Genomic DNA, 18,967 nt, shown 5'->3' on the forward strand with positions numbered 1-18,967 from the left:
AGTGGAGGACATACGGGTCGAACGTATCGAGGCCACCCCACTGGTGGATCCCCCTCGTATCCTGCTTCGCGAAGCCGGACGAGATATAGACCTTACACGGCCAAGACAGTGCCCGCAAAATCCATCCCGCCAAACCGGCCGGAGACGTATAGCCTTGCAGCATGAGCCCTGCGCACCCGGAGAACTGGCCCGTCCTCGTCGTCAAAGGCGCGTCGGACAACGAGTTGTTGAAAGACATCAAGACGCTCGCCGCTGCTGCCGAGGAGTCGGACGGCAATCCCCCGCTGTCCGAACAGACCCTGGTCATGCTGCGCGGAGCCGATGCCGGCGACCACTCGGTGCTCGCACTGGCCCTGTATGCCCCGGACGAGGAGTCCGATCCCGCAAGCGGCCAGGATCTGGCGGGAATCGCCGTCGTGGTTGAAGCGGACGACGGGACCGGAGTCCTGGAAATGGCAGTGCACCCCAGCTACCGGAACCAGGGTGTCGCAGGCAGGCTGTTGGACTCGCTCCGGGACAGCCGCGGTCTTGAGGGGTTGAACGCCTGGTCCCATGGGAATCATGAGGCCGCCGCGGAACTTGCGGCGCGCTACGGCTACGGCCCGGCGCGCGAATTGTGGAAGATGCGGCTCATGTCCTCCACTGCGGAACTGCCCGACGCCGGCCTGCCTGAGGGAGTCTCACTGCGCGCCTTCGTGCCGGGTCAGGATGAGTCCGCCTGGCTGGCCGCCAACAGGGCGGCATTTGCCCACCATCCCGAGCAAGGGTCGCTGACCAGGGCCGACCTGGAAGCCCGGATGGCCGAGGACTGGTTCGATCCCGCAGGTTTCCTGCTGGCCGTGAACCCGGCGGGGGAACTGCTCGGCTTCCATTGGACCAAAGTGCACCCCCGGCAAGGACCCCATCCGGCCATCGGAGAGGTCTACGTCGTAGGTGTGACGCCTGAGGCCCAGGGTCTGGGGCTTGGCAAAGCGCTCACCGTCGCCGGAATCAGGTATCTCCAGAGCCACGAGTTGCACTCCGTGATGTTGTACGTGGACGCCGACAACACCGCGGCAGTCGCCCTTTACCAGAAGCTAGGCTTCGTACGCTGGGACGTCGATGTCATGTATGCGCCGTTAAGCCGGAAGTAACCCGGAACCAAGGCGTATCTGAAAGGCTAGGAAATCTAGGATTCCGGCACGTGGAATCCTTGTAGGGTTGAATCAAACCCCCGCGCTGAACGAAGGAGAGCCCGATGAACCCGGACCCGGTAGGAACCACCAAAACCGAGGTCAAGGGCGCAACCTTGCCTCCCCGCTTCGGATCTTCCGAAGTCCCGGCTGCGCGGGCAACTCAGGACCGCATCGACATTCCCGAATTTGCACCCTCCCTCGAGCCGGAAGGCGACATCACTCCGGACCGCTTCCTGGACCGCGAGCTGAGCTGGCTCGCCTTCAACTCCCGGGTTCTTGAGCTCGCGGAGGATCCGGACCTCTTCCTGCTGGAGCGGGTCAATTTCCTCTCCATCTTCGCCTCGAACCTGGATGAATTCTTCATGGTGCGGGTTGCCGGCTTGAAGCGCCGCATCGCGACCGGACTCGCGGTACCGTCCCCCGCCGGGCTGAGCCCCATCGAAGTCCTGGAGCAGATCGGCGATGCCGCCCGAAAGCTGCAGGAACGCCACGCGCGCGTGTTTGCCGAGCAGATCCGCCCCGCTCTGGCCTATGAGCACATCCACCTCATGCGCTGGGACGAACTCGACGACGAGGCCCAGCACCGCTTGAGCATTATGTTCGGCGAGAAGGTCTTCCCGATCCTCACCCCCCTCGCCGTCGATCCTGCCCACCCCTTCCCCTATATCTCCGGTCTTTCCCTCAACCTGGCCGTGATTGTCCGCAACCCCGTGAGCGACAAGGAACTCTTCGCCCGCGTCAAAGTTCCGGACCAGCTGCCGCGGCTCGTCTCGATCGACGGACCGCGTGCCGGCGCGGTCCCGGGCCGCGTTGCACGATTCATCGCGCTCGAAGAGGTCATCGCGGTGCATCTGGACAAGCTGTTCCCCGGAATGGAAGTCATGGAGCACCACTCCTTCCGCGTCACCCGCAACGAGGACGTGGAAGTTGAAGAGGACGACGCGGAGAACCTCCTGCAGGCACTTGAAAAAGAACTGCTGCGCCGCCGCTTCGGCCCGCCCGTCCGGCTTGAGGTCACAACCGACATCAACCCGAACATCCGTGCGCTCCTGGTGCGGGAACTCGGCGTCGAGGAATCCGAGGTCTACTCCGTTCCGGCTCCCCTGGACCTCCGGGGCCTGTCGGTCATCGGCGGAATTGACCGCGCCGACCTCCACTACCCGAAGCACGTGCCCCACACCTCGCGGTACCTGAACGAATCCGAGACTTCCAAAGCCGCCAACGTCTTCGCGGCGATGCGTCGCCGCGACATCCTGCTGCACCACCCGTACGACTCGTTCTCGACGTCGGTCCAGGCCTTCCTGGAGCAGGCGGCCGCCGACCCCAAGGTCCAGGCCATCAAGCAGACCCTGTACCGCACCTCCGGCGATTCCCCCATCGTTGACGCGCTGATCGACGCCGCCGAGGCCGGCAAGCAGGTCCTGGCCCTCGTGGAGATCAAGGCCCGCTTTGACGAGCAGGCCAACATCTCCTGGGCCCGCAAACTGGAGCAGGCCGGCGTGCACGTGGTGTACGGCATCGTGGGACTCAAGACGCACTGCAAGTTGTCGCTGGTTGTCCGTCAGGAAGTGGATGGACTCCGCAGGTACTGCCATATCGGCACAGGCAACTACCACCCGCGGACGGCCCGCTACTACGAGGACCTTGGCTTGTTGACCTCCAATGAGCAGGTGGGCGAGGACCTGTCCAAGCTCTTCAACCAGCTCTCCGGGTATGCCCCCAAGTCAACCTTCAAGCGGCTCCTCGTGGCGCCGCGCTCGGTGCGGTCCGGGCTGATCGACAGGATCGAGACCGAGATCCGCAACGCCCGCGCGGGGATCGCCGCCAAGGTCCAGATCAAGGTCAACTCCATGGTTGACGAGGCCACCATCGATGCCCTCTACCGGGCGTCGCAGGCCGGGGTAAAGGTTGACGTCATCGTCCGTGGCATCTGCTCGCTGCGCCCGGGGGTGCCTGGACTGAGCGAGAACATCACGGTCCGCTCCGTTCTGGGCCGCTTCCTGGAGCACTCGCGCGTGTTTGCCTTCGCCAATGCCAACGATCCCGTGGTCTACATCGGCTCCGCGGACATGATGCACCGTAACCTCGACCGCCGGGTTGAGGCCTTGGTGCAGCTCTCCAACCGCGAAGACACAGCCGAGGTCATGGACCTGCTGCGCCGTTACATGGACCCGGGCACTGCCAGCTGGCACCTCGACAACCAAGGCCACTGGACCAGGTTCCACCAGACCGAAGACGGCACGCCGCTGTTGGACATCCAGTCCTGGCTGCTTGCCTCCCGGTCCCGCCAACGTGCAGTTGCCCGGCGGTAGGCAGCGAAAAGTTGAAGAGCGATACACCTGTTGCAGACCAGACGGACCATCCCGGGGAGCCGATCGCCGTCACGGCGGCCGGCGCCATTCCTTGGCGCGTCACCAAGGGCGCTCTTGAGGTCTTGCTGATACACCGGCCTAAGTATGACGACTGGTCCTGGCCCAAGGGCAAGCTCGACGCCGGGGAAACCATCCCGGAGTGCGCCGTCCGCGAGGTCAGGGAAGAGATCGGCCTCAACGCTGCCCTCGGGATCCCGCTTCCTCCGACGCACTACCATGTGGCTGCCGGGCTGAAGGTGGTGCACTACTGGGCGACGCAGGTCAACGGGTCCATCATCAAGCCGGACGGCGAAGAAGTGGACGCCTACATGTGGGCCGCGCCGGACAAAGCGGCACGTTTCCTGAGCAACCCCACCGATGTGGGCCCCCTCCAGGCGCTGGCGAAGGCACACCTGAACGGTGAGTTGGAGACCTGGCCCCTGATTCTGGTCCGTCATGCCAAGGCTAAGCCACGATCCTCCTGGTCCAAGGCCGAAGGCAGCCGGCCGCTGGCCGTGACGGGCCTGCGGCAGGCGCTCGCCGTGGAACGGCTTCTGGGCGTGTGGAAGCCGCTCCGGATCGTGAGCAGTCCCTGGGCAAGGTGCGTATCCACCATCGCACCGTATGCCAAGTCAGCCGGAGCCAAGGTGAAACTTGTGGAGGCCCTGACAGAGCACAATCACGAACGGAGTCCGAAGAAGACGTCCGCCGTCGTCGAGGGCTTGTTCGACAAGCAGCGCGCGGTTGCGCTGTGCACTCACAGGCCGGCACTCCCCACCATCTTGAAGAAGCTCGGCGATCGCATGGGCCCGGAGCTTTACGAGATGCTGCCCGCGCAGGATCCGTACCTGGCGCCTGGCGAGATGATCGTGTGCCACGTGGCCCGGGGAAACGGCCAACGCGTAGTGGCCGTGGAACAGATCAAGCCCTTCGACGACTGACTCCAGTAAGCTGGGTGCGTGAGCATCCCAACCCCATATGAAGACCTCCTGCGTGACGTCATGGCCAACGGCACGCACAAGTCGGACCGCACGGGCACCGGCACGCGGAGCGTTTTCGGCCGCCAGCTGCGCTTCGATTTGAGCCGGGGTTTCCCGCTCATAACCACCAAGCGGGTCCACTTCAAATCGCTCGCGCTGGAGCTTTTGTGGTTCCTCCGCGGCGAATCCAATGTGAAATGGCTCCAGGAGCATGGCGTCACCATCTGGGATGAATGGGCGGACGCCGACGGCGAACTCGGCCCGGTATACGGCGTACAGTGGCGCAGCTGGCCGACCCCCGATGGCGGGCACATTGACCAGATCGCCGAAGTCATGAAGGGCCTGGCAGCCAACCCGGATTCGCGCCGGCACATCGTCTCGGCATGGAACGTGTCCGAGATCAAGGACATGGCGTTGCCGCCTTGCCACGCCTTCTTCCAGTTCTACGTTGCCGACGGCAAGTTGTCCTGCCAGTTGTACCAGCGTTCGGCCGACATGTTCCTGGGCGTTCCTTTCAACATCGCTTCCTACGCGTTGCTGACCTGCATGGTGGCCGAGCAACTGGGTCTTGAGCCCGGCGACTTCGTCTGGACCGGCGGAGACGTCCACGTTTACGACAACCACGTGGAGCAGGTCACCGAGCAGCTCTCCCGGGAGCCTTACGAGTTTCCGCGGCTGCGCTTCGCCCGCAAGCCGGACTCGATCTTCGACTACACCTTCGAGGACTTCGAGGTGGTCGGCTACCGCCATCACCCCTCCATCAAGGCGCCCGTGGCGGTATGAACACCCACGAAACTCCTGCCGCGGAGTCGCCTTCCTCCGGGAAGGCCGCGGAATCGCTCAACGGGATCGGCCTGGTTTGGGCACAGACCGGCAGCGGAGTGATCGGCAAGGGCGGAACCATGCCTTGGCACGTTCCCGAAGATTTGCGGCACTTCAGCCGGCTGACAACAGGACATCCGGTCATCATGGGCCGGAAAACCTGGGAGTCTTTTCCCGCAAAGTACCGGCCCTTGCCCGGCCGCACCAATATCGTGGTGACCCGGCAACACGGCTGGGCGGACTCGCCCGAAGCACGTGGCGCCGTCGTGGTCTCCTCCCTTGACGCCGCCCTGCTCGAGTCCCAGTTCGCACCGGGCGGCCAGAATGTCTGGATTATTGGCGGGGGCGAGATTTACCGGCAGTCCGTGGATATCGCGAATGTCGCCGTCATCACGGTCATCGATTCCGACACCGACGGCGACACGTTCGCGCCGGAGTTTGGCGAGGCCTGGAATCTTGAGGCGACGGAGCCGGCTGAAGGCTGGCTGACGTCCAAGAACGGCACCAACTACCGGATCGCCACGTGGCGCCGGACGGAAGACTGAGAATGCTGAAGAAACCTGAGACCCTGTTCGTGCTCGGCTACATGTTGTTGCCGCTCTTCGCGCTCTTGTCCGCAATCGTTGGGCTCACCATGATCCTGGGCGGCAACAAGATCCTCGGGATCATCGTCCTGATAGTGGTGACCCAGGTCTTCGCCTTTGGGGCCTTCTACGCCCTGCGCGCCCGCAAGGCAGCCCTGCTGGAAGAACCAGACAACTCGCCCAAGTAACTCGCAGTAAGTGTCGTTTTGAGCCCCCAAAACGGCATCTACTGCCAGCCAGTTGGGTAGGTCGCGGATTTCCTCGTGACGTAACCGACAGCGGCCGGGAGCCGCGAAAGTCTAGACTAGTCCAATGACTACAGCAGCTAATCCGTCCGTTGGACTGGTCGGTTGGCGTGGCATGGTCGGCTCGGTCCTGATGCAGCGCATGCAGGAAGAGGGCGACTTCGCCAACATCAACCCGGTATTTTTCTCCACCTCGAACGCGGGAGGTGCCGCGCCGTCATTCGCTGGTACAGCAGAAGGCAGCTCAGGCAAGCTCGAGAACGCGTTCGATATTGAGACTCTTGCCAAGCTGCCGATTATTGTCACTGCCCAGGGCGGCGACTACACGAAGCAAGTCCACGGTGAGCTGCGCGGCCGTGGCTGGGATGGGCTGTGGATCGATGCCGCGTCCACGCTGCGCATGAACGACGACTCCATCATCGTGCTGGACCCCATCAACCGCGACGTCATCGACGCAGGCCTGTCCGGCGGCGTCAAGGACTACATCGGCGGTAACTGCACGGTTTCCTGCATGCTCATGGGGCTCGGCGGCCTGTTCAAGAACAACCTGGTCGAGTGGGGTACCTCCATGACCTACCAGGCGGCCTCGGGCGGCGGCGCCCGCCACATGCGCGAACTGCTCAACCAGTTCGGCACCCTCAACAACGAAGTCAGCAGCGAACTGGACGATCCCGCCTCCGCGATCCTGGAGATCGACCGCAAGGTCCTGGCGACCCAGCGCTCCGGCGTCGATGCCACCCAGTTCGGCGTACCGCTGGCAGGCTCCTTGATCCCGTGGATCGACGCCGACCTCGGCAACGGCCAGTCCAAGGAAGAGTGGAAGGCAGGGGTGGAAACCAACAAGATCCTCGGCACGGGCAACGGAAAGCCGGGCAAGGACCATGTGGTCATGGACGGCCTCTGCGTCCGTATCGGCGCCATGCGCTCCCACTCCCAGGCACTGACGCTCAAGCTGCGCGAGGACTTGTCCGTCGCAGAAATCGAGAAGCTGCTGGACGCTGACAACGAGTGGGCCAAGGTTGTGCCCAACACCAAGGAAGCCTCGATGGCGGACCTCACCCCGGTAGCTGCCTCCGGCACCTTGGAGATCCCCGTGGGCCGTATCCGCAAGCTCGAGATGGGCCCTGAATACATCAGCGCCTTCACCGTGGGCGACCAGCTCCTCTGGGGTGCTGCCGAGCCGCTGCGCCGCATGCTGAAGATCGCTACCGGCACCCTCTAGGAGTCCTGCTTTTCATCCCCACCGCCACCCTCGCCTCGCAAGCTCGGCCAGGGAACCCTGGCGGCGTGGGCCCACGCAGTTGATGTCGTTTTGAGGGCTCATAACGACATCAACTGCGGGTTAGTTGGGTGCCCTCAACTCTCCATGAACCGCAGGTACTTCGCGGCCTGGATTTCGAAGGAGCGCTTGGCCGCCGGAGTCAGGCCTTCCGGGGCGAACGGTTCGGGCACGACGACGGCGCTCCGGCCGCTACCGCTGCGGGACCAGGTGCCCACCACTTCGCCGCCGGACACGATCATCCGTTTGAAGACCCCGTTGCCGCCCGGAACGACCTTCTGGAAATGCTCCGGGGGCAGGACAAGGCTGCGGTCCGTATACCCCAGCAGGAATTCGTCGAATCCAGGCAAGGCGAGGACCGTCCGCGAGCCGGGGACGCCGTCGTCGAGCAGTGCTGCCGTCTCGGGCGACAGCCAATAGGACCTTTCCCGGAAGACGATTTCAACGAGTTGGCTGCGAATAGCCTCGTGGGCTGCCCGGACCTCGGCTTTGGGGATCTGGCTCCACCACGCGAAGTCCAAGAGCGTGGCCGGTCCGTGGCTGCGTATATACCTGAGCAGGAATTCGGCAATCCCTTCTTCACGGCCCAAGCCCTTGGATTCCGGAATCCACTCCTCGAAGGCCACGAATAGTTGCTGTCCAAGCGCTTTGCCTGCCGTGCCGGCCGGAGGTCCTTGGACCAGCCAAGCGTTCTGGCACAGAATCCACAGCAAATGGATCCCGCGTTGGGCCGTGGTCACTTGGCCTGCGGATTCGAAGATCTTGAAAAGTTCCTCGCGCGTGGCGCCTGGGCTTCCGGCGACGCGTTCAAGTGCAAGGTCCCGGCAGGTCGCGACATCTGCGTCGTCGATGCCGAGCTCCCGGTGCCGTGCGGCAACCGAACGCATGGATCGCTCGGTGGTGATGGCCAGGATCCAGCGCAAGTCCTGCGGTGGAACCAGGTGCAGCGTGCCTCGCATGGGCCAGGACCGGACCACTGTGCCGTTCTCCAGCGATTCCAACACCTTCGAGAGGCCCGAACCGGGAACCCGCTGCCCCACCGCCCAGAACGCCGAGGCGAGGTCTTGGGCCTGCATGGCGCCCATCCTGGAGACGCATTCCTCCGGGCTGCTGAATCCCCCAAGCAATCCTTGGCTCGCAAGGCGCAGCCTGCCCATGACTTTGGGAGTGACGCTGATCTTCGCCGAAGCTGCCATGGCCCCATCATAGGACGCACGGCGGACAGCTTCGGTCCTCATTAGCATGCTGGAGGAACTCCCATCCCGCTCACAGGGGCCTTCCAGCGGGCCCTCCTACGCTAGGGGAATGCTGTTCGGTGAGTTAGGTCCGCTGCTGCGGCCGCTCAGCCGGCGGTTAGCGGCCGCTGGTTGGTGCGCCGCCGCCGTCGGGCTTGTCTGCGGCTTGGCAATAGCTGTTGGCGCTGGGGTGCGATTGTCCCCGTCGATGCAGACTGTCCAAGAGGTGGGACTCGCCGCCACCGGCGCCGCAGCCCTCCTCCTGGGCCTTGCCGCAGCATGCCAGCCATCGTCCGACCGGCACGTTGACGATCCCGAACCAGGGTTCCAGACAGGCGCGAGCGATCAAGTGCGCAGCTTCCTGCTTGCCGCCGTCGTCATGCTCCTGGGCGTCGCAGGCTTCGCGGCAGCCGGCTGGATTTCGCCCGGCGGTCCGTCGCCGCAGAGCATAGCTTTCAGCCAGATCTTCCTCTTGGGGGCCGCCAGCTGCGGGCTGACATTCCTGCTCCTCAACAAGGTCCTCCCGAGCGGAAAGCGCTGAAGCGCGTTCCTCGCGGGTTCCTACAGGGCCAAACCGATCAGTAGCGGCTCCGGGTGCAGCTCAATGCCAAAACGCTCGACGACGCCGCGGCGCACCTCGCGCGCGATCGACACCATGTCCTCCGCGCTGGCTCCTCCCCGGTTGGTGATGGCCAGGGTGTGCTTGGTGGACAGCGAGGCCCGGCCGCCGGAGACGCTAGCTGGTTCCAGTCCGAAGCCCTTTCCGAAGCCGGCTTGGTCGATCAGCCAGGCTGCCGACAGCTTGACGAGGCCATCGTTTCCGGCCGGGTACTGCGGCGCTCCCTCAGGCAGTGACGCGGCCGCTGCCGCCGGGACTATCGGGTTGGTGAAGAAGGAACCCGTGGAATACGTGTCCCGGTCCGAAGCGTCCAGGACCATGCCCTTGGAGGCACGCAGCCGCAGGACTTCGCGCCGGACGTCGTTGGAATACGCACGCTTTCCGGCCTCGACCCCGAGGGACCGGGCCAGCTCCGCGTACCGGATGGGCGCGCTCATGCGTCCGAGCGGCAGCTGGAATTCAACTGTCAGCACCACATAACGCGGTGAGCCCTCGATGGTGGTCTGTTTGAGGATGGAGTCCCGGTAGCCGAACGTGAGCTCGGAGTTGGTGAAGGTTTGCACGGCGTTGCGTTCGCGGTCCCAGGTGCGGACGGCGGCGATGGTCTGGGAGACGTCGGCACCGTAGGCGCCCACATTCTGTACAGGAGTGGCGCCCGTTGCTCCGGGGATGCCGGAGAGCGCCTCCAGTCCGGACCACGCGTGCAGTACCGAGTGCTCCACGAAGGCATCCCAGTTGTGCCCGGACTGGACCACCACAGAGACTCCGCCGCAGCTATCCTCCGAGCTGACGGTGAAGCCCTGCGAAGCGATCTTGAGCACGGTGCCCGGGTATCCGGCGTCGGAGACCAGCAGGTTGGATCCCCCGCCGATGATGAGCAATTTCTCGCCAACGGCATCCGCCGAGCGGACGGCGTCGATGATTTCCGCTTCGGTGCGGGCCTCTACAAAGGTGCCGGCAGGGCCACCAACGGCGGCCGTGGTCAGTTCGGAAAGCATCGTCTGGGTCACCAAACAAGCCTAGCGGGGATTGACTGCCCTAGCCGACTCAGGAACGCGCCGGTTCAGGGATGCGCCGGGTCAGGAATGCGCTGGTTCAGGCGCGCGCTTCCGCGAGACGGGCGCCAGAAAGAAGCTGCCGACGAGCAGGACCAGGACGGCGAGCAAAGAATGCAGGATGCCGAAGCGCTCCGCCAGCAACCCCAACAGCGGCGGACCGCAAAGGAAAGCCCCATAGCCGATCGTGGAGACGACCGAAACCCGGGCCGCTGCGTGCGCCGGATCGTCCGCGGCAGCGGACATACCCACCGGGAACCCCAAAGAGGCACCCAGACCCCAGATGGCCAGGGCCGCGAAGGCGAGCCACGGCACCGGGGCGAAGACAAAGAGTGCCAGCCCGACCACAGCCGTGGCCGAGCACCAACGCATCACGGGCACCCGTCCGAAGCGGTCCAGGACCACGGTCCCGGCAAAGCGGCCCACAGTCATGAACGTCACGAAAATTCCATAGCCGATGGCTCCGGCGGCATCGGATTGACCGTGGCCATCGGCCAACGCCAAGGCCACCCAGTCCCCCGCCGCGCCCTCAGCCAAGGCGAGCCCCAGGACGAGCAATCCAAGCAGGAGGGTCCGCCGTTCGCGCCACGCTCGCGCCACCACGCGCTTGCTGTCCAATGGTTCGGCCGGTCCCTGCTGGCCCGGCTGGATGATGGGCAAGGGGCCGGTTGAAGGATCTTCAAAGGTGTCCGGTTTTCCGGACTTGAACGCCTTTGCGGGACCTCGTGCAGTGGAATGGCGGGTGATATCCGCACGGAACCAGGCAGCGGCTGTCACCACCGAGACCGCGACCACCAGGCCGGCCGCGGCCAGATGCCAAAAGACGGGCAGTCCCGCGGCTGCAGCCCAAGCGCCGAGCCCTGCGCCCGCAACGGTGCCGAGGCTGAAGGATCCGTGGAGCCGGGGCATGATATGCCGTTCAAGGGCGCGTTCCAGCGACGCTCCCTCTACATTGGATGCCGTATTCCAGCTGGCCGTGCCGAGGCCGGTCACCATGAGTCCAAGCGCCACGACCACCGGGTTGGCCAGCACAGACGTGCCAAAACCGGCAACCGCAAGTCCCAGGCCAACCATGGCGCCGCCGATCCGCGTGGTCAGTCGTGATCCGAGCCGGATCACGATCACCCCGGATGCGGACACGGAGAGGAACGATGCCACAGTCATGCACATCAGCAGGAGCCCTACCGTGCCGGGCGTCAGGTTCAGCCCATCGCGGATCGCGGGCAAGCGGGAGACCCAGGATGAGAAGGCCAGGCCGCTGGCGCCGTATGCGGCCACCACAGCATTGCGCCACCGCGACAATTCCGCCGCGGTGGCGCGAGGTGCTGATTGTTGCAGCCGGCTCAAGCGAGCTTCACAACTGCCTGGGACTTCATGAGGACCTTCTGGCCGGCAAAGGTGACGGTCAGGTCGATGCGCGCGCTGCGGGCTTCGGCGTCGAGCGCTCCCACCACTCCGGCAACCTCGATCACGGCACCGGGCTCGCTGGTACCGGTGGTGTCGGCGACCAGCACGGGTTTGGTGAAGCGCGTCTGGTAGTCGACGACGGCGGCGGGGTCGCCGGCCCAGTCGCTCACCAATTGCACGGCGGAGCCCATGGTGAACATACCGTGGGCGATGACTCCGGGAAGTTCGACGGCGGTGGCGAAGGATTCGTTCCAGTGGATCGGGTTGAAGTCGCCGGACGCGCCGGCGTACTTGACCAGGTCCTGGCGCGTGACCTCGATGCTGCGGGTACCGATTTCCTGCCCGACGGTGAGTTCTTCAAGTTTCAAGCTCATGGTTACTGTCCCTCTCCGCGGACCAGGATGGACGAGGTGGTGGTGGCGACCCTTTCGCGCTGGTTGTCCTCGCGGACAGCGAAGATTTCCGAACGCGTCGTGATCATGGCCCCGCCGCCCATGGCACGGACGCCGTCGACGTGCAGTTCGGCCCGCAACCGGTCCCCCGCAACGATCGCGCGGTGGTGCGTGAAGCGCTGGTCGGCGTGCACCACGCGGCTGAAGTCGATCCCGGAATCGGGGTCCTCGATCAGCTGGGCATCGGCCCGCTGGGCGACGATGATCGCGAAGGTCGGCGGGGCGACGAGGTCGCTGTGGCCAAGGGCCTTGGCGGCTTCGACGTCGAAGTGGGCGGGATGGGTGGCCTTCACGGCCCGGGCGAACTCCCGGATCTTTTCGCGGCCGACGTCGTACACCTCTGCGGCAGGGTAACTGCGGCCCTGCAAATCCGGGTTAATAGTCATAGTCCAACCCTATCGGCCCGGAACGTGTCTCCGGATTAGCATCGAAGGCAGGCCGCTACTCCGCGGCAGGCGGTCCGAACCATGTGGTGAGCGCGTCAGCGAGGCCCAGCCGGGTCCGGTCTCCCACCCAGGCCACATATCCGTCAGGCCGGATCAACACAGCGGCGGGAGGAGCGACCGCCCCGAGTGCCGGAAGCTCCCAGGTACCAAGGTATGTGGCGTCGACCAACTGAACGCGGTCTGCCCACGGCGCTATGTCGATGCCGCCGGGCTCGCCAAGGTTGAGGAGCACCGGCCGGGCATCGTGCAGCAGGCTGAAGACGCGCAACGGGCCGCTCGGGGTGACGAGGTCGAGATCGGGCATGCGGCGTCCCAGCAGCGGGTGCCCCTCGCCGACGTCGTAATGTACATCGAGGCCGGACTGCATCGCGGCGAAGCGCTTGCGCGGTTCCTCCATGCCGAGGAGCTCGGTAACGACCTCGCCCACGGCCTTCGTGCGTTCGTCCGGTCGGCGAAGCGCGACACTCGCCATTGTGTTGCGCAGCACGCGGGCTGCCACCGGGTGGCGCTCCGCGTGGTAGCTCTCGAGGAGGCTTTCCGGCGATGTCCCCTTGACCACCTGGGCCAGCTTCCATCCCAGGTTCACGGCATCCTGCACACCCGTGTTGAGGCCCTGTCCACCGTCCGGGGCATGCACGTGTGCGGCGTCGCCGGCGAGCAGGACCCGTCGGTCGCGGTAGCTCGCGGCCTGCCGGGTCATATCGGTGAATCTGGAAATCCAGATGGGACTGTGGACCCCGTAATCCGTCCCGCATACGGCGATGAGCGCCTCGCTCAAGTCACGAAGAGTGGGTTCGGTGGTGGGTCCGACATGCTGTTCGGTCACCATGACCCCCACGGGCCCGCCATCCGCGTAGACCACCTTGCCGTCGAGAATCTTGTAGTCCAGCTTGCCGAAGGAGTGGATGCCAAAGGCGTTGGGGTGGACGCCCAATGGCGGCTGCTCGGCCATCTCGACCTGGGCGATCAGGGCGCTAGTGGTCGGATCCCACCCGGGGAACTCGATTCCGGCTGTTTTACGGACCAGGCTGCGGCCGCCGTCGCACCCGACGAGGTACTCCGCGCGCAGCGGCTCGCCGGCGGACAGCTCGACGTCGACGCCGGTCTCGTCCTGCGCGAAACCGGTCACTTCGCGTCCGTAATAGAGCGGGACCGCCAGCTCGGCCACCCAGCCGGCCAGGATGCGCTCGATGTGGTTCTGCCACAGCCCTAACCCGTAATTGTGCCGCGTGGGAAAGTCGCTGATGTCAAAACGGACGCCGCCGAACCCCGCGACCTGGGCCACCTGCCCCTCGGACAGGAACCGATCAGCGATTCCGCGCTGATCGAGGACCTCGATGGTGCGTGAGTGCAAACCGCCCGCACGTGAGCCGGCGAGATCCTGGTTTGCACGCCGCTCGACAATCGCGACGTCGACGCCGGCCAACGCCAGTTCGCCTGCGAGCATCAGCCCTGTAGGGCCTCCTCCGGCGATCACCACCGCATGCTTGGTCATCGCCATGCTCCGGCAGGCTACTTCTTCAAGCTCTTGCGGACCTGCTGTCCGCGGACCACCATGCCCACGACATGCAGGACCAGGCCGAGCCCGATCACGAACAATGACGTCAGCGCAAGGCCTTGGTTATGGGAGGTGTTGCCGATGATCGTAAGGATGATCCCGATTGCGATAAGCCCCATCGCGCCGAAAACCAGCGTCTTGTAGGCGATAGAGGCAGTAGCCCAGAATTCGTTCAGCACCACCCAAGTTTAGGGCACTTGTCAGAACGGCGGGTCCTGCAGGGCCGGAAACCCGACATAAGTGAGCGAGCGTCCAGTCAGGACCCGAGATAAGTGAGCGAGCGTCGGTGGACGGGAACGCCGTCGGCAACCGAACACCGCCGATCCCCGCGACTCCAATAAACCCTCGCTCAGATATCAACGGTTGTGGGCGGACCCTCGCTCACTTATCAACGGTTGTGGGCGGACGCTCGCTCACTTATCAACGGTTGTGGGCGGACCCTCGCTCAGATCGTCTGCAGGAGGGTTTCGGGAATTGCCGTCATATGTGAGCGAGCGTCCTGAAAAAGCCGGACATAAGTGAGCGAGCGTCGGTGGGTGCCCTTACAGGGAGGGTTGGACCCCGAAGGCCACGGCGAGTTTCATGATCTTTTCGGCGCGGCCGAGGCGCGGGAGGTCGGAACCGTCGCGGATGACCCTGCCGTTGGCTTCGAAGTCGTTCATGAAGTCGGTGGCCCAGGCGACGTCCGACGGCGTGGGGCTGATGACCTCGTTGATGACCGTGGTCTGGTCGATGGCCAGGCAGAGCTTGCCGGTCATGCCCATGGTCACAGTAATGCCGGTCTGCTCGCGCAGGATCGGGTGGTTGGTGCCGACGGTCGGGCCGTCGATGGGGCCCGGCAGGTTGCCGACGCGGCTGGCGACGACGAGCTTGGCACGCGGGTAGGCCATCGCTTCAGGCGTGGCGGCCATGCCGGTGTCCCGGCGGAAGTCACCCGAACCGAAGGCCAGGCGGAAGGCACCCTGGGCGCGGGCGATGTGGTTGGCTTCCTCGATGCCGAGGGCCGATTCCACGAGGGCGACCACCGGGGTCTTGCCGTCCATGCGGTGGAAGGACTCGGTGACCTGATCCGCGGACTCGGTCTTGGCAAGCATGACGCCCAACAGACCGGGGGTGCCACGCAGACCGGCGAGGTCATCGGCCCAGAACGCGCTTGTGGCGTCATTGATGCGGACCCAAGCCTGGCCGCCCTCGGTCAGCCAGTTGATGACGTTGTCGCGGGCAATGTCCTTCTGGGAGGGGTCCACAGCGTCTTCGATGTCAAGGATGATGGCGTCCGCGCGCGACAACGCCGACTGGTCGAAAAGCTCCGTCTTCATGGCGTTCACGAGGAGCCAGGAACGGGCAATGTCTGCGGGAATTTTGCGGGTTGACCGAATGGACTCGGCGGCGGTGCTTGACGTCATGTATCTACCGTATCCGGCCAGCCGCCAGGAACGCTAAGAATCTGGCACCGGTGTGAGCATCAATACGAACAAAACGATTGTGACAGGCAACCCCGCCCCAACTAGCTCGCAGTTGTTGTCGTTATGCGCCGTCAAAACGACAACAACTGCGAGTCAGTTGGGTTTGGCGCGCTTTGGGGAGCCCGCAGCTCAACGCGGCTCAACCCCGCGACGCGAAGCGAAATGTGTCCTTGCATTGCCCGGAGTTGCGCGGGCATTTCGCCGGATTTCCCCCGGTTTCCCGGCGTTTCCGGGCGTTACTGCCGGGCTTCCCCTGAGCAGTGGACATGCGCTTACATCGTTCCCACCGGCAGTTCGGTCTACTCGAGACCACGTCCGGACCAACGAAATCCACTCCCCAGAAAGTAGCTCCTATGAAACTGCACCAGCCCCTGCTAAGCGTCGCGGCAGCCGTCGTACTTTCGCTGACGGTGACCGGCTGCGGCGGCAATGCCCAAGCGGGAGACCAGGCGGGAGGTCAGACAGCCGGTCAACCGGAAGTCAGAGAGCTCCGCTACCAAGGCTCGGCCAACAACGTCGGCCTCCCCGAACTGGCGGCGGACCTCGGTTACCTGGGTGACATCAGACTCAACTGGGTAGGCAACACCATCAGCGGTCCCCAGGACATCCAGTCGGCAGCCACCAACCAGACCGACTTCGGCGGAGCGTTCGCCGGGGCAGTGGTGAAGCTGGTTGAGGCCGGGGCTCCGGTGACCGCCGTCGTGAACTACTACGGCGAAGATGCCAAGACCTTCAACGGCTTCTACGTCAAGGCGGACAGCCCCATCAAAACCGCCAGGGACCTCATCGGCAAGAAGATCGCAGTCAACACCCTGGGCGCCCATTCCGAAGCCGTTATCAACACCTACCTCAGCAAGAACGGCCTCAGCCAGGACGAAATCAAGCAAGTACAACTGGTCGTGCTCGCGCCCAACGACACCGAAGAAGCCGTACGACGCGGCCAGGTGGACGTAGGAAGCCTGGGCGGGGTCCTGCAGGACCATGCCGTTGCCGCCGGTGGACTGCGCTCCCTCTTCAACGACTATGAACTCTTCGGCACCTTCGCCGGCGGACAGTACGTGCTCCGCAACGACTTCATCGAAAAGAACCCCAACACGGCGCGGACCTTTGCAACGGGCGTGGCCAAGGCGATCAAGTGGGAGACCGAGACGCCGCGCGACCAAGTGATCGCGCGCTTCAAGAAGATCATCGACGCCCGAGGACGCAATGAGAGCACCGCGAACCTGCAGTACTGGAAGAGCCCCGGAGTACCCGACAACGGCGTGATCAAGGACGAGGACTTCACCCGCTGGTCTGCCTGGCTGAAGAGCTCGGGAATCGTCAAGAACGATCTCACACCGTCGAAGTACTACACCAACAAGTTCAACAACCTCGAATCAAGCACCCCAACAAGAACAGCGAAGGGATAGCGATGACCGCCAAAATCAGCCTCCGCAATGTCACCAAGCAATTCACCATCCGCCCCGGCAAGGGCTCCAAGGGCGCCAAGACCTCCCAGCCCGGCGCGACTGGCAAGACCGGCGCGAAAGAGCCCACTACGCTCACCGCCCTCGACTCCTTGAGCCTCGACGTGCGCGACGGCGAGTTCCTCACCTTGGTGGGGCCCAGCGGTTCCGGCAAAACCACCTTGCTGGACCTCCTGGCTGGCCTGTCCGCGCCCACCTCCGGCGAGGTATTGGTGGACGGCCAGCTTGTGACGGGACCCGGGAAGGACCGTGCCGTGGTTTTCCAGCAGTACGCGCTGTTTCCTTGGCGCACGGCGTCGGCCAATGTGTCGATCGGGCTCGAAGGCAGGGGCTCGGACGGGCGCAAGCTCAATCGCCGCGAACGTGCCGCCAAGGCAAGCGAATACCTCAAACTGGTTGGCTTGGCCGGCTTCGAGGACCGTTTCCCGCATGAGCTCTCGGGCGGCATGAAGCAGCGAGTGGCAATTGCCCGGAGCCTCGCGTATGAGCCCGATGTGCTCCTCATGGACGAACCCTTCGCGGCGTTGGACGCCCAGACGCGTGAACAGCTCCAGGACGAGCTCCTGCGGATCTGGCGGGCCACGGGCAAGACGATCGTGTTCATCACGCACGGCATCGACGAGGCCGTGTACCTCGGGCAGCGTGTCGCCGTCCTCAGCGCCCGGCCCGGACGGCTCAAGGAAATCGTGGACGTGGACATCCCGGACCGAGCCGGCGAGGACGACATCCGCTCGCACCCCGCCTTCGTCGAACAACGGCACAAGGTCTGGACCTTGTTGCACGACGAAGTCCGCCTGGCCCAGAACGCCGGGCATCGCAAGATCCTGCCGGACGGCACGGCCCCGGATGAAGTTCCGGGAACAACTCTCGAAAGGAGCGCAGCCTGATGACCACAACACTCGCGCAACAGCCTGCGGCGAGCGCCCCGCCCAAGCAAGCGCCCGCCGTCGGGCACTCCGGTCCTGTTGAGGCGGGGCGTTGGAGCACGACGGCGATACTCGCCTTCGTGCGGACAGCCGCCGCCCGCACCGGTTCCGGCCTGTGGAAGGCTGCGGGGATCATCGCGTTCCTGGCTCTATGGGAACTCGGGCCGACATATCTGGCCAGCCCGTCAACCCGGGTATTCCTGCCGCCCTTGCACGAGGTCCTGGCCGCGTGGGGCAAGCTGTTCGAATCCGGCAGCATCCAGGGGCATTTGGCCGCGAGCCTCACCCGTTCGGTATCGGGATTCGGAGCGGCCCTCGTGGCTGGCGTATCCCTCGGTCTGCTGATCGCCTGGTACGGACGGCTCAATTCGGTGTTGAACCCGCTCTTGGAACTGTTCCGCAACACTGCCGCCCTTGCCCTGCTGCCTGTTTTCACACTGCTGCTGGGGATCGGCGAGGAGTCAAAGATCAGCATCGTGGCGTACGCGGCGTTCTTTCCGGTCCTGCTGAACACGATCGCGGGCGTCAAGACCGTGGATCCGCTGCTCATCCGGGCCGCGAAATCGCTCGGCCTCTCGAGCCTCGCATTGTTCCGCAAGGTGATCCTGCCTTCCGCGGTGCCCACCATTTTCACGGGAATCCGCATGGCCGGCACGGCCTCCATTTTGGTGTTGATCGCCGCGGAAATGGTGGGGGCGAAGGCGGGGCTCGGCTACCTCATCGTGAATGCCCAGAGCAGTTTCCTTATACCGGACATGTACGCCGGCATTCTCACGGTGTCCCTTTTGGGCTTGACCGTGAATTTCCTCCTCGTGGCCCTGGAACGCCATTTCTCCCGCTGGCGGACCGCCGTCGGGTCCGGGTCCTGACCGTCAATCCATCTATCCCGTAAGTCACAACA

19 protein-coding genes are annotated in these 18,967 nt (G+C 64.6%); 11 read left to right on the forward strand and 8 right to left on the reverse strand.

All coding sequences use genetic code 11. The features are described from left to right. Positions 1 to 161: 161 nt before the first annotated feature. From mshD to asd, 7 genes are all read left to right on the forward strand, one after another. Positions 162 to 1,133 carry a mycothiol synthase gene (gene mshD / locus ABH924_RS18025; RefSeq protein WP_234749022.1) on the forward strand — a complete coding sequence of 324 codons (972 nt, stop codon included), beginning with the start codon at positions 162 to 164 and terminating at the stop codon, positions 1,131 to 1,133. A 104-nt stretch (positions 1,134 to 1,237) separates the two neighbouring features. Next, the gene (locus ABH924_RS18030) at positions 1,238 to 3,487 is read left to right on the forward strand and encodes an RNA degradosome polyphosphate kinase (RefSeq protein WP_234749021.1); all 2,250 of its coding nucleotides are present in this window, start codon (positions 1,238 to 1,240) and stop codon (positions 3,485 to 3,487) included. An 11-nt stretch (positions 3,488 to 3,498) separates the two neighbouring features. Continuing rightward, positions 3,499 to 4,467 carry an NUDIX domain-containing protein gene (locus ABH924_RS18035; RefSeq protein WP_404501001.1) on the forward strand — a complete coding sequence of 323 codons (969 nt, stop codon included), beginning with the start codon at positions 3,499 to 3,501 and terminating at the stop codon, positions 4,465 to 4,467. A gap of 18 nt (positions 4,468 to 4,485) precedes the next feature. Continuing rightward, on the forward strand, positions 4,486 to 5,289 hold the full coding sequence (locus ABH924_RS18040) for a thymidylate synthase (RefSeq protein WP_404501003.1): 804 nt from the start codon (positions 4,486 to 4,488) through the stop codon (positions 5,287 to 5,289). After that, a complete protein-coding gene (locus tag ABH924_RS18045; RefSeq protein ID WP_404501005.1) occupies positions 5,286 to 5,873 on the forward strand; it encodes a dihydrofolate reductase in 588 nt (195 codons plus the stop codon). Before ABH924_RS18040 ends, ABH924_RS18045 begins: the two co-directional genes overlap by 4 nt. A 2-nt stretch (positions 5,874 to 5,875) precedes the next feature. Beyond that, positions 5,876 to 6,100, forward strand: a complete 225-nt coding sequence (locus tag ABH924_RS18050) for an NF038396 family protein (protein WP_234749018.1) — start codon at positions 5,876 to 5,878, stop codon at positions 6,098 to 6,100. A gap of 124 nt (positions 6,101 to 6,224) precedes the next feature. Continuing rightward, positions 6,225 to 7,379 (forward strand): aspartate-semialdehyde dehydrogenase, encoded by a 1,155-nt coding sequence (gene asd, locus ABH924_RS18055; protein ID WP_234749017.1) that lies wholly within the window; start codon positions 6,225 to 6,227, stop codon positions 7,377 to 7,379. 134 nt (positions 7,380 to 7,513) lie between these two features. Here the strand turns inward: asd and ABH924_RS18060 are convergent, their stop codons facing one another. Then, entirely contained in the window at positions 7,514 to 8,632 is a 1,119-nt protein-coding gene (locus tag ABH924_RS18060) for a winged helix DNA-binding domain-containing protein (protein ID WP_404501007.1), read from the reverse strand. A 109-nt stretch (positions 8,633 to 8,741) separates the two neighbouring features. Between ABH924_RS18060 and ABH924_RS18065 the strand changes: the two genes are divergently transcribed. Next, positions 8,742 to 9,212 carry a hypothetical protein gene (locus tag ABH924_RS18065; RefSeq protein WP_234749015.1) on the forward strand — a complete coding sequence of 157 codons (471 nt, stop codon included), beginning with the start codon at positions 8,742 to 8,744 and terminating at the stop codon, positions 9,210 to 9,212. Positions 9,213 to 9,232: 20 nt separating this feature from the next. On the opposite strand, the gene ABH924_RS18070 is transcribed toward ABH924_RS18065, so the two are convergent. The 7 genes from ABH924_RS18070 to ABH924_RS18100 form a co-directional block, all read right to left on the reverse strand. Beyond that, complete coding sequence (locus tag ABH924_RS18070) at positions 9,233 to 10,300, reverse strand: UDP-N-acetylmuramate dehydrogenase (RefSeq protein WP_404501009.1); 1,068 nt, start codon at positions 10,298 to 10,300, stop codon at positions 9,233 to 9,235. Positions 10,301 to 10,369: 69 nt separating this feature from the next. After that, a complete protein-coding gene (locus ABH924_RS18075; RefSeq protein ID WP_404501011.1) occupies positions 10,370 to 11,692 on the reverse strand; it encodes an MFS transporter in 1,323 nt (440 codons plus the stop codon). Further along, positions 11,689 to 12,126 carry a MaoC family dehydratase gene (locus tag ABH924_RS18080; protein WP_404501013.1) on the reverse strand — a complete coding sequence of 146 codons (438 nt, stop codon included), beginning with the start codon at positions 12,124 to 12,126 and terminating at the stop codon, positions 11,689 to 11,691. Before ABH924_RS18080 ends, ABH924_RS18075 begins: the two co-directional genes overlap by 4 nt. Positions 12,127 to 12,128: 2 nt before the next feature. After that, a complete protein-coding gene (locus ABH924_RS18085) occupies positions 12,129 to 12,590 on the reverse strand; it encodes a MaoC family dehydratase N-terminal domain-containing protein (protein WP_234749011.1) in 462 nt (153 codons plus the stop codon). Between the two features lie 55 nt (positions 12,591 to 12,645). Then, a complete protein-coding gene (locus ABH924_RS18090; RefSeq protein ID WP_404501015.1) occupies positions 12,646 to 14,145 on the reverse strand; it encodes an FAD-dependent monooxygenase in 1,500 nt (499 codons plus the stop codon). A 17-nt stretch (positions 14,146 to 14,162) separates the two neighbouring features. Beyond that, positions 14,163 to 14,387 (reverse strand): DUF3188 domain-containing protein, encoded by a 225-nt coding sequence (locus tag ABH924_RS18095; protein ID WP_404501017.1) that lies wholly within the window; start codon positions 14,385 to 14,387, stop codon positions 14,163 to 14,165. A gap of 363 nt (positions 14,388 to 14,750) precedes the next feature. Next, positions 14,751 to 15,614: an HpcH/HpaI aldolase/citrate lyase family protein gene (locus ABH924_RS18100; RefSeq protein WP_404501019.1), complete on the reverse strand. Its 864-nt coding sequence runs from the start codon at positions 15,612 to 15,614 to the stop codon at positions 14,751 to 14,753. Between the two features lie 413 nt (positions 15,615 to 16,027). Here ABH924_RS18100 and ABH924_RS18105 point away from each other — a divergent pair, with 413 nt between their 5' ends. The 3 genes from ABH924_RS18105 to ABH924_RS18115 are packed head-to-tail and all read left to right on the forward strand — an operon-like array spanning position 16,028 to position 18,935. After that, positions 16,028 to 17,083 carry an ABC transporter substrate-binding protein gene (locus tag ABH924_RS18105; protein WP_404501021.1) on the forward strand — a complete coding sequence of 352 codons (1,056 nt, stop codon included), beginning with the start codon at positions 16,028 to 16,030 and terminating at the stop codon, positions 17,081 to 17,083. Positions 17,084 to 17,085: 2 nt separating this feature from the next. Further along, positions 17,086 to 18,027 carry an ABC transporter ATP-binding protein gene (locus tag ABH924_RS18110; protein ID WP_404501023.1) on the forward strand — a complete coding sequence of 314 codons (942 nt, stop codon included), beginning with the start codon at positions 17,086 to 17,088 and terminating at the stop codon, positions 18,025 to 18,027. Then, the gene (locus ABH924_RS18115) at positions 18,027 to 18,935 is read left to right on the forward strand and encodes an ABC transporter permease (RefSeq protein ID WP_404501025.1); all 909 of its coding nucleotides are present in this window, start codon (positions 18,027 to 18,029) and stop codon (positions 18,933 to 18,935) included. The genes ABH924_RS18110 and ABH924_RS18115 overlap by 1 nt, the downstream gene beginning before the upstream one ends. Positions 18,936 to 18,967: the final 32 nt, after the last annotated feature.

Origin of the sequence: Arthrobacter sp. GAS37, from assembly GCF_044908325.1 — a bacterium.
Classification (GTDB): Bacteria; Actinomycetota; Actinomycetes; order Actinomycetales; family Micrococcaceae; genus Arthrobacter; species Arthrobacter ramosus.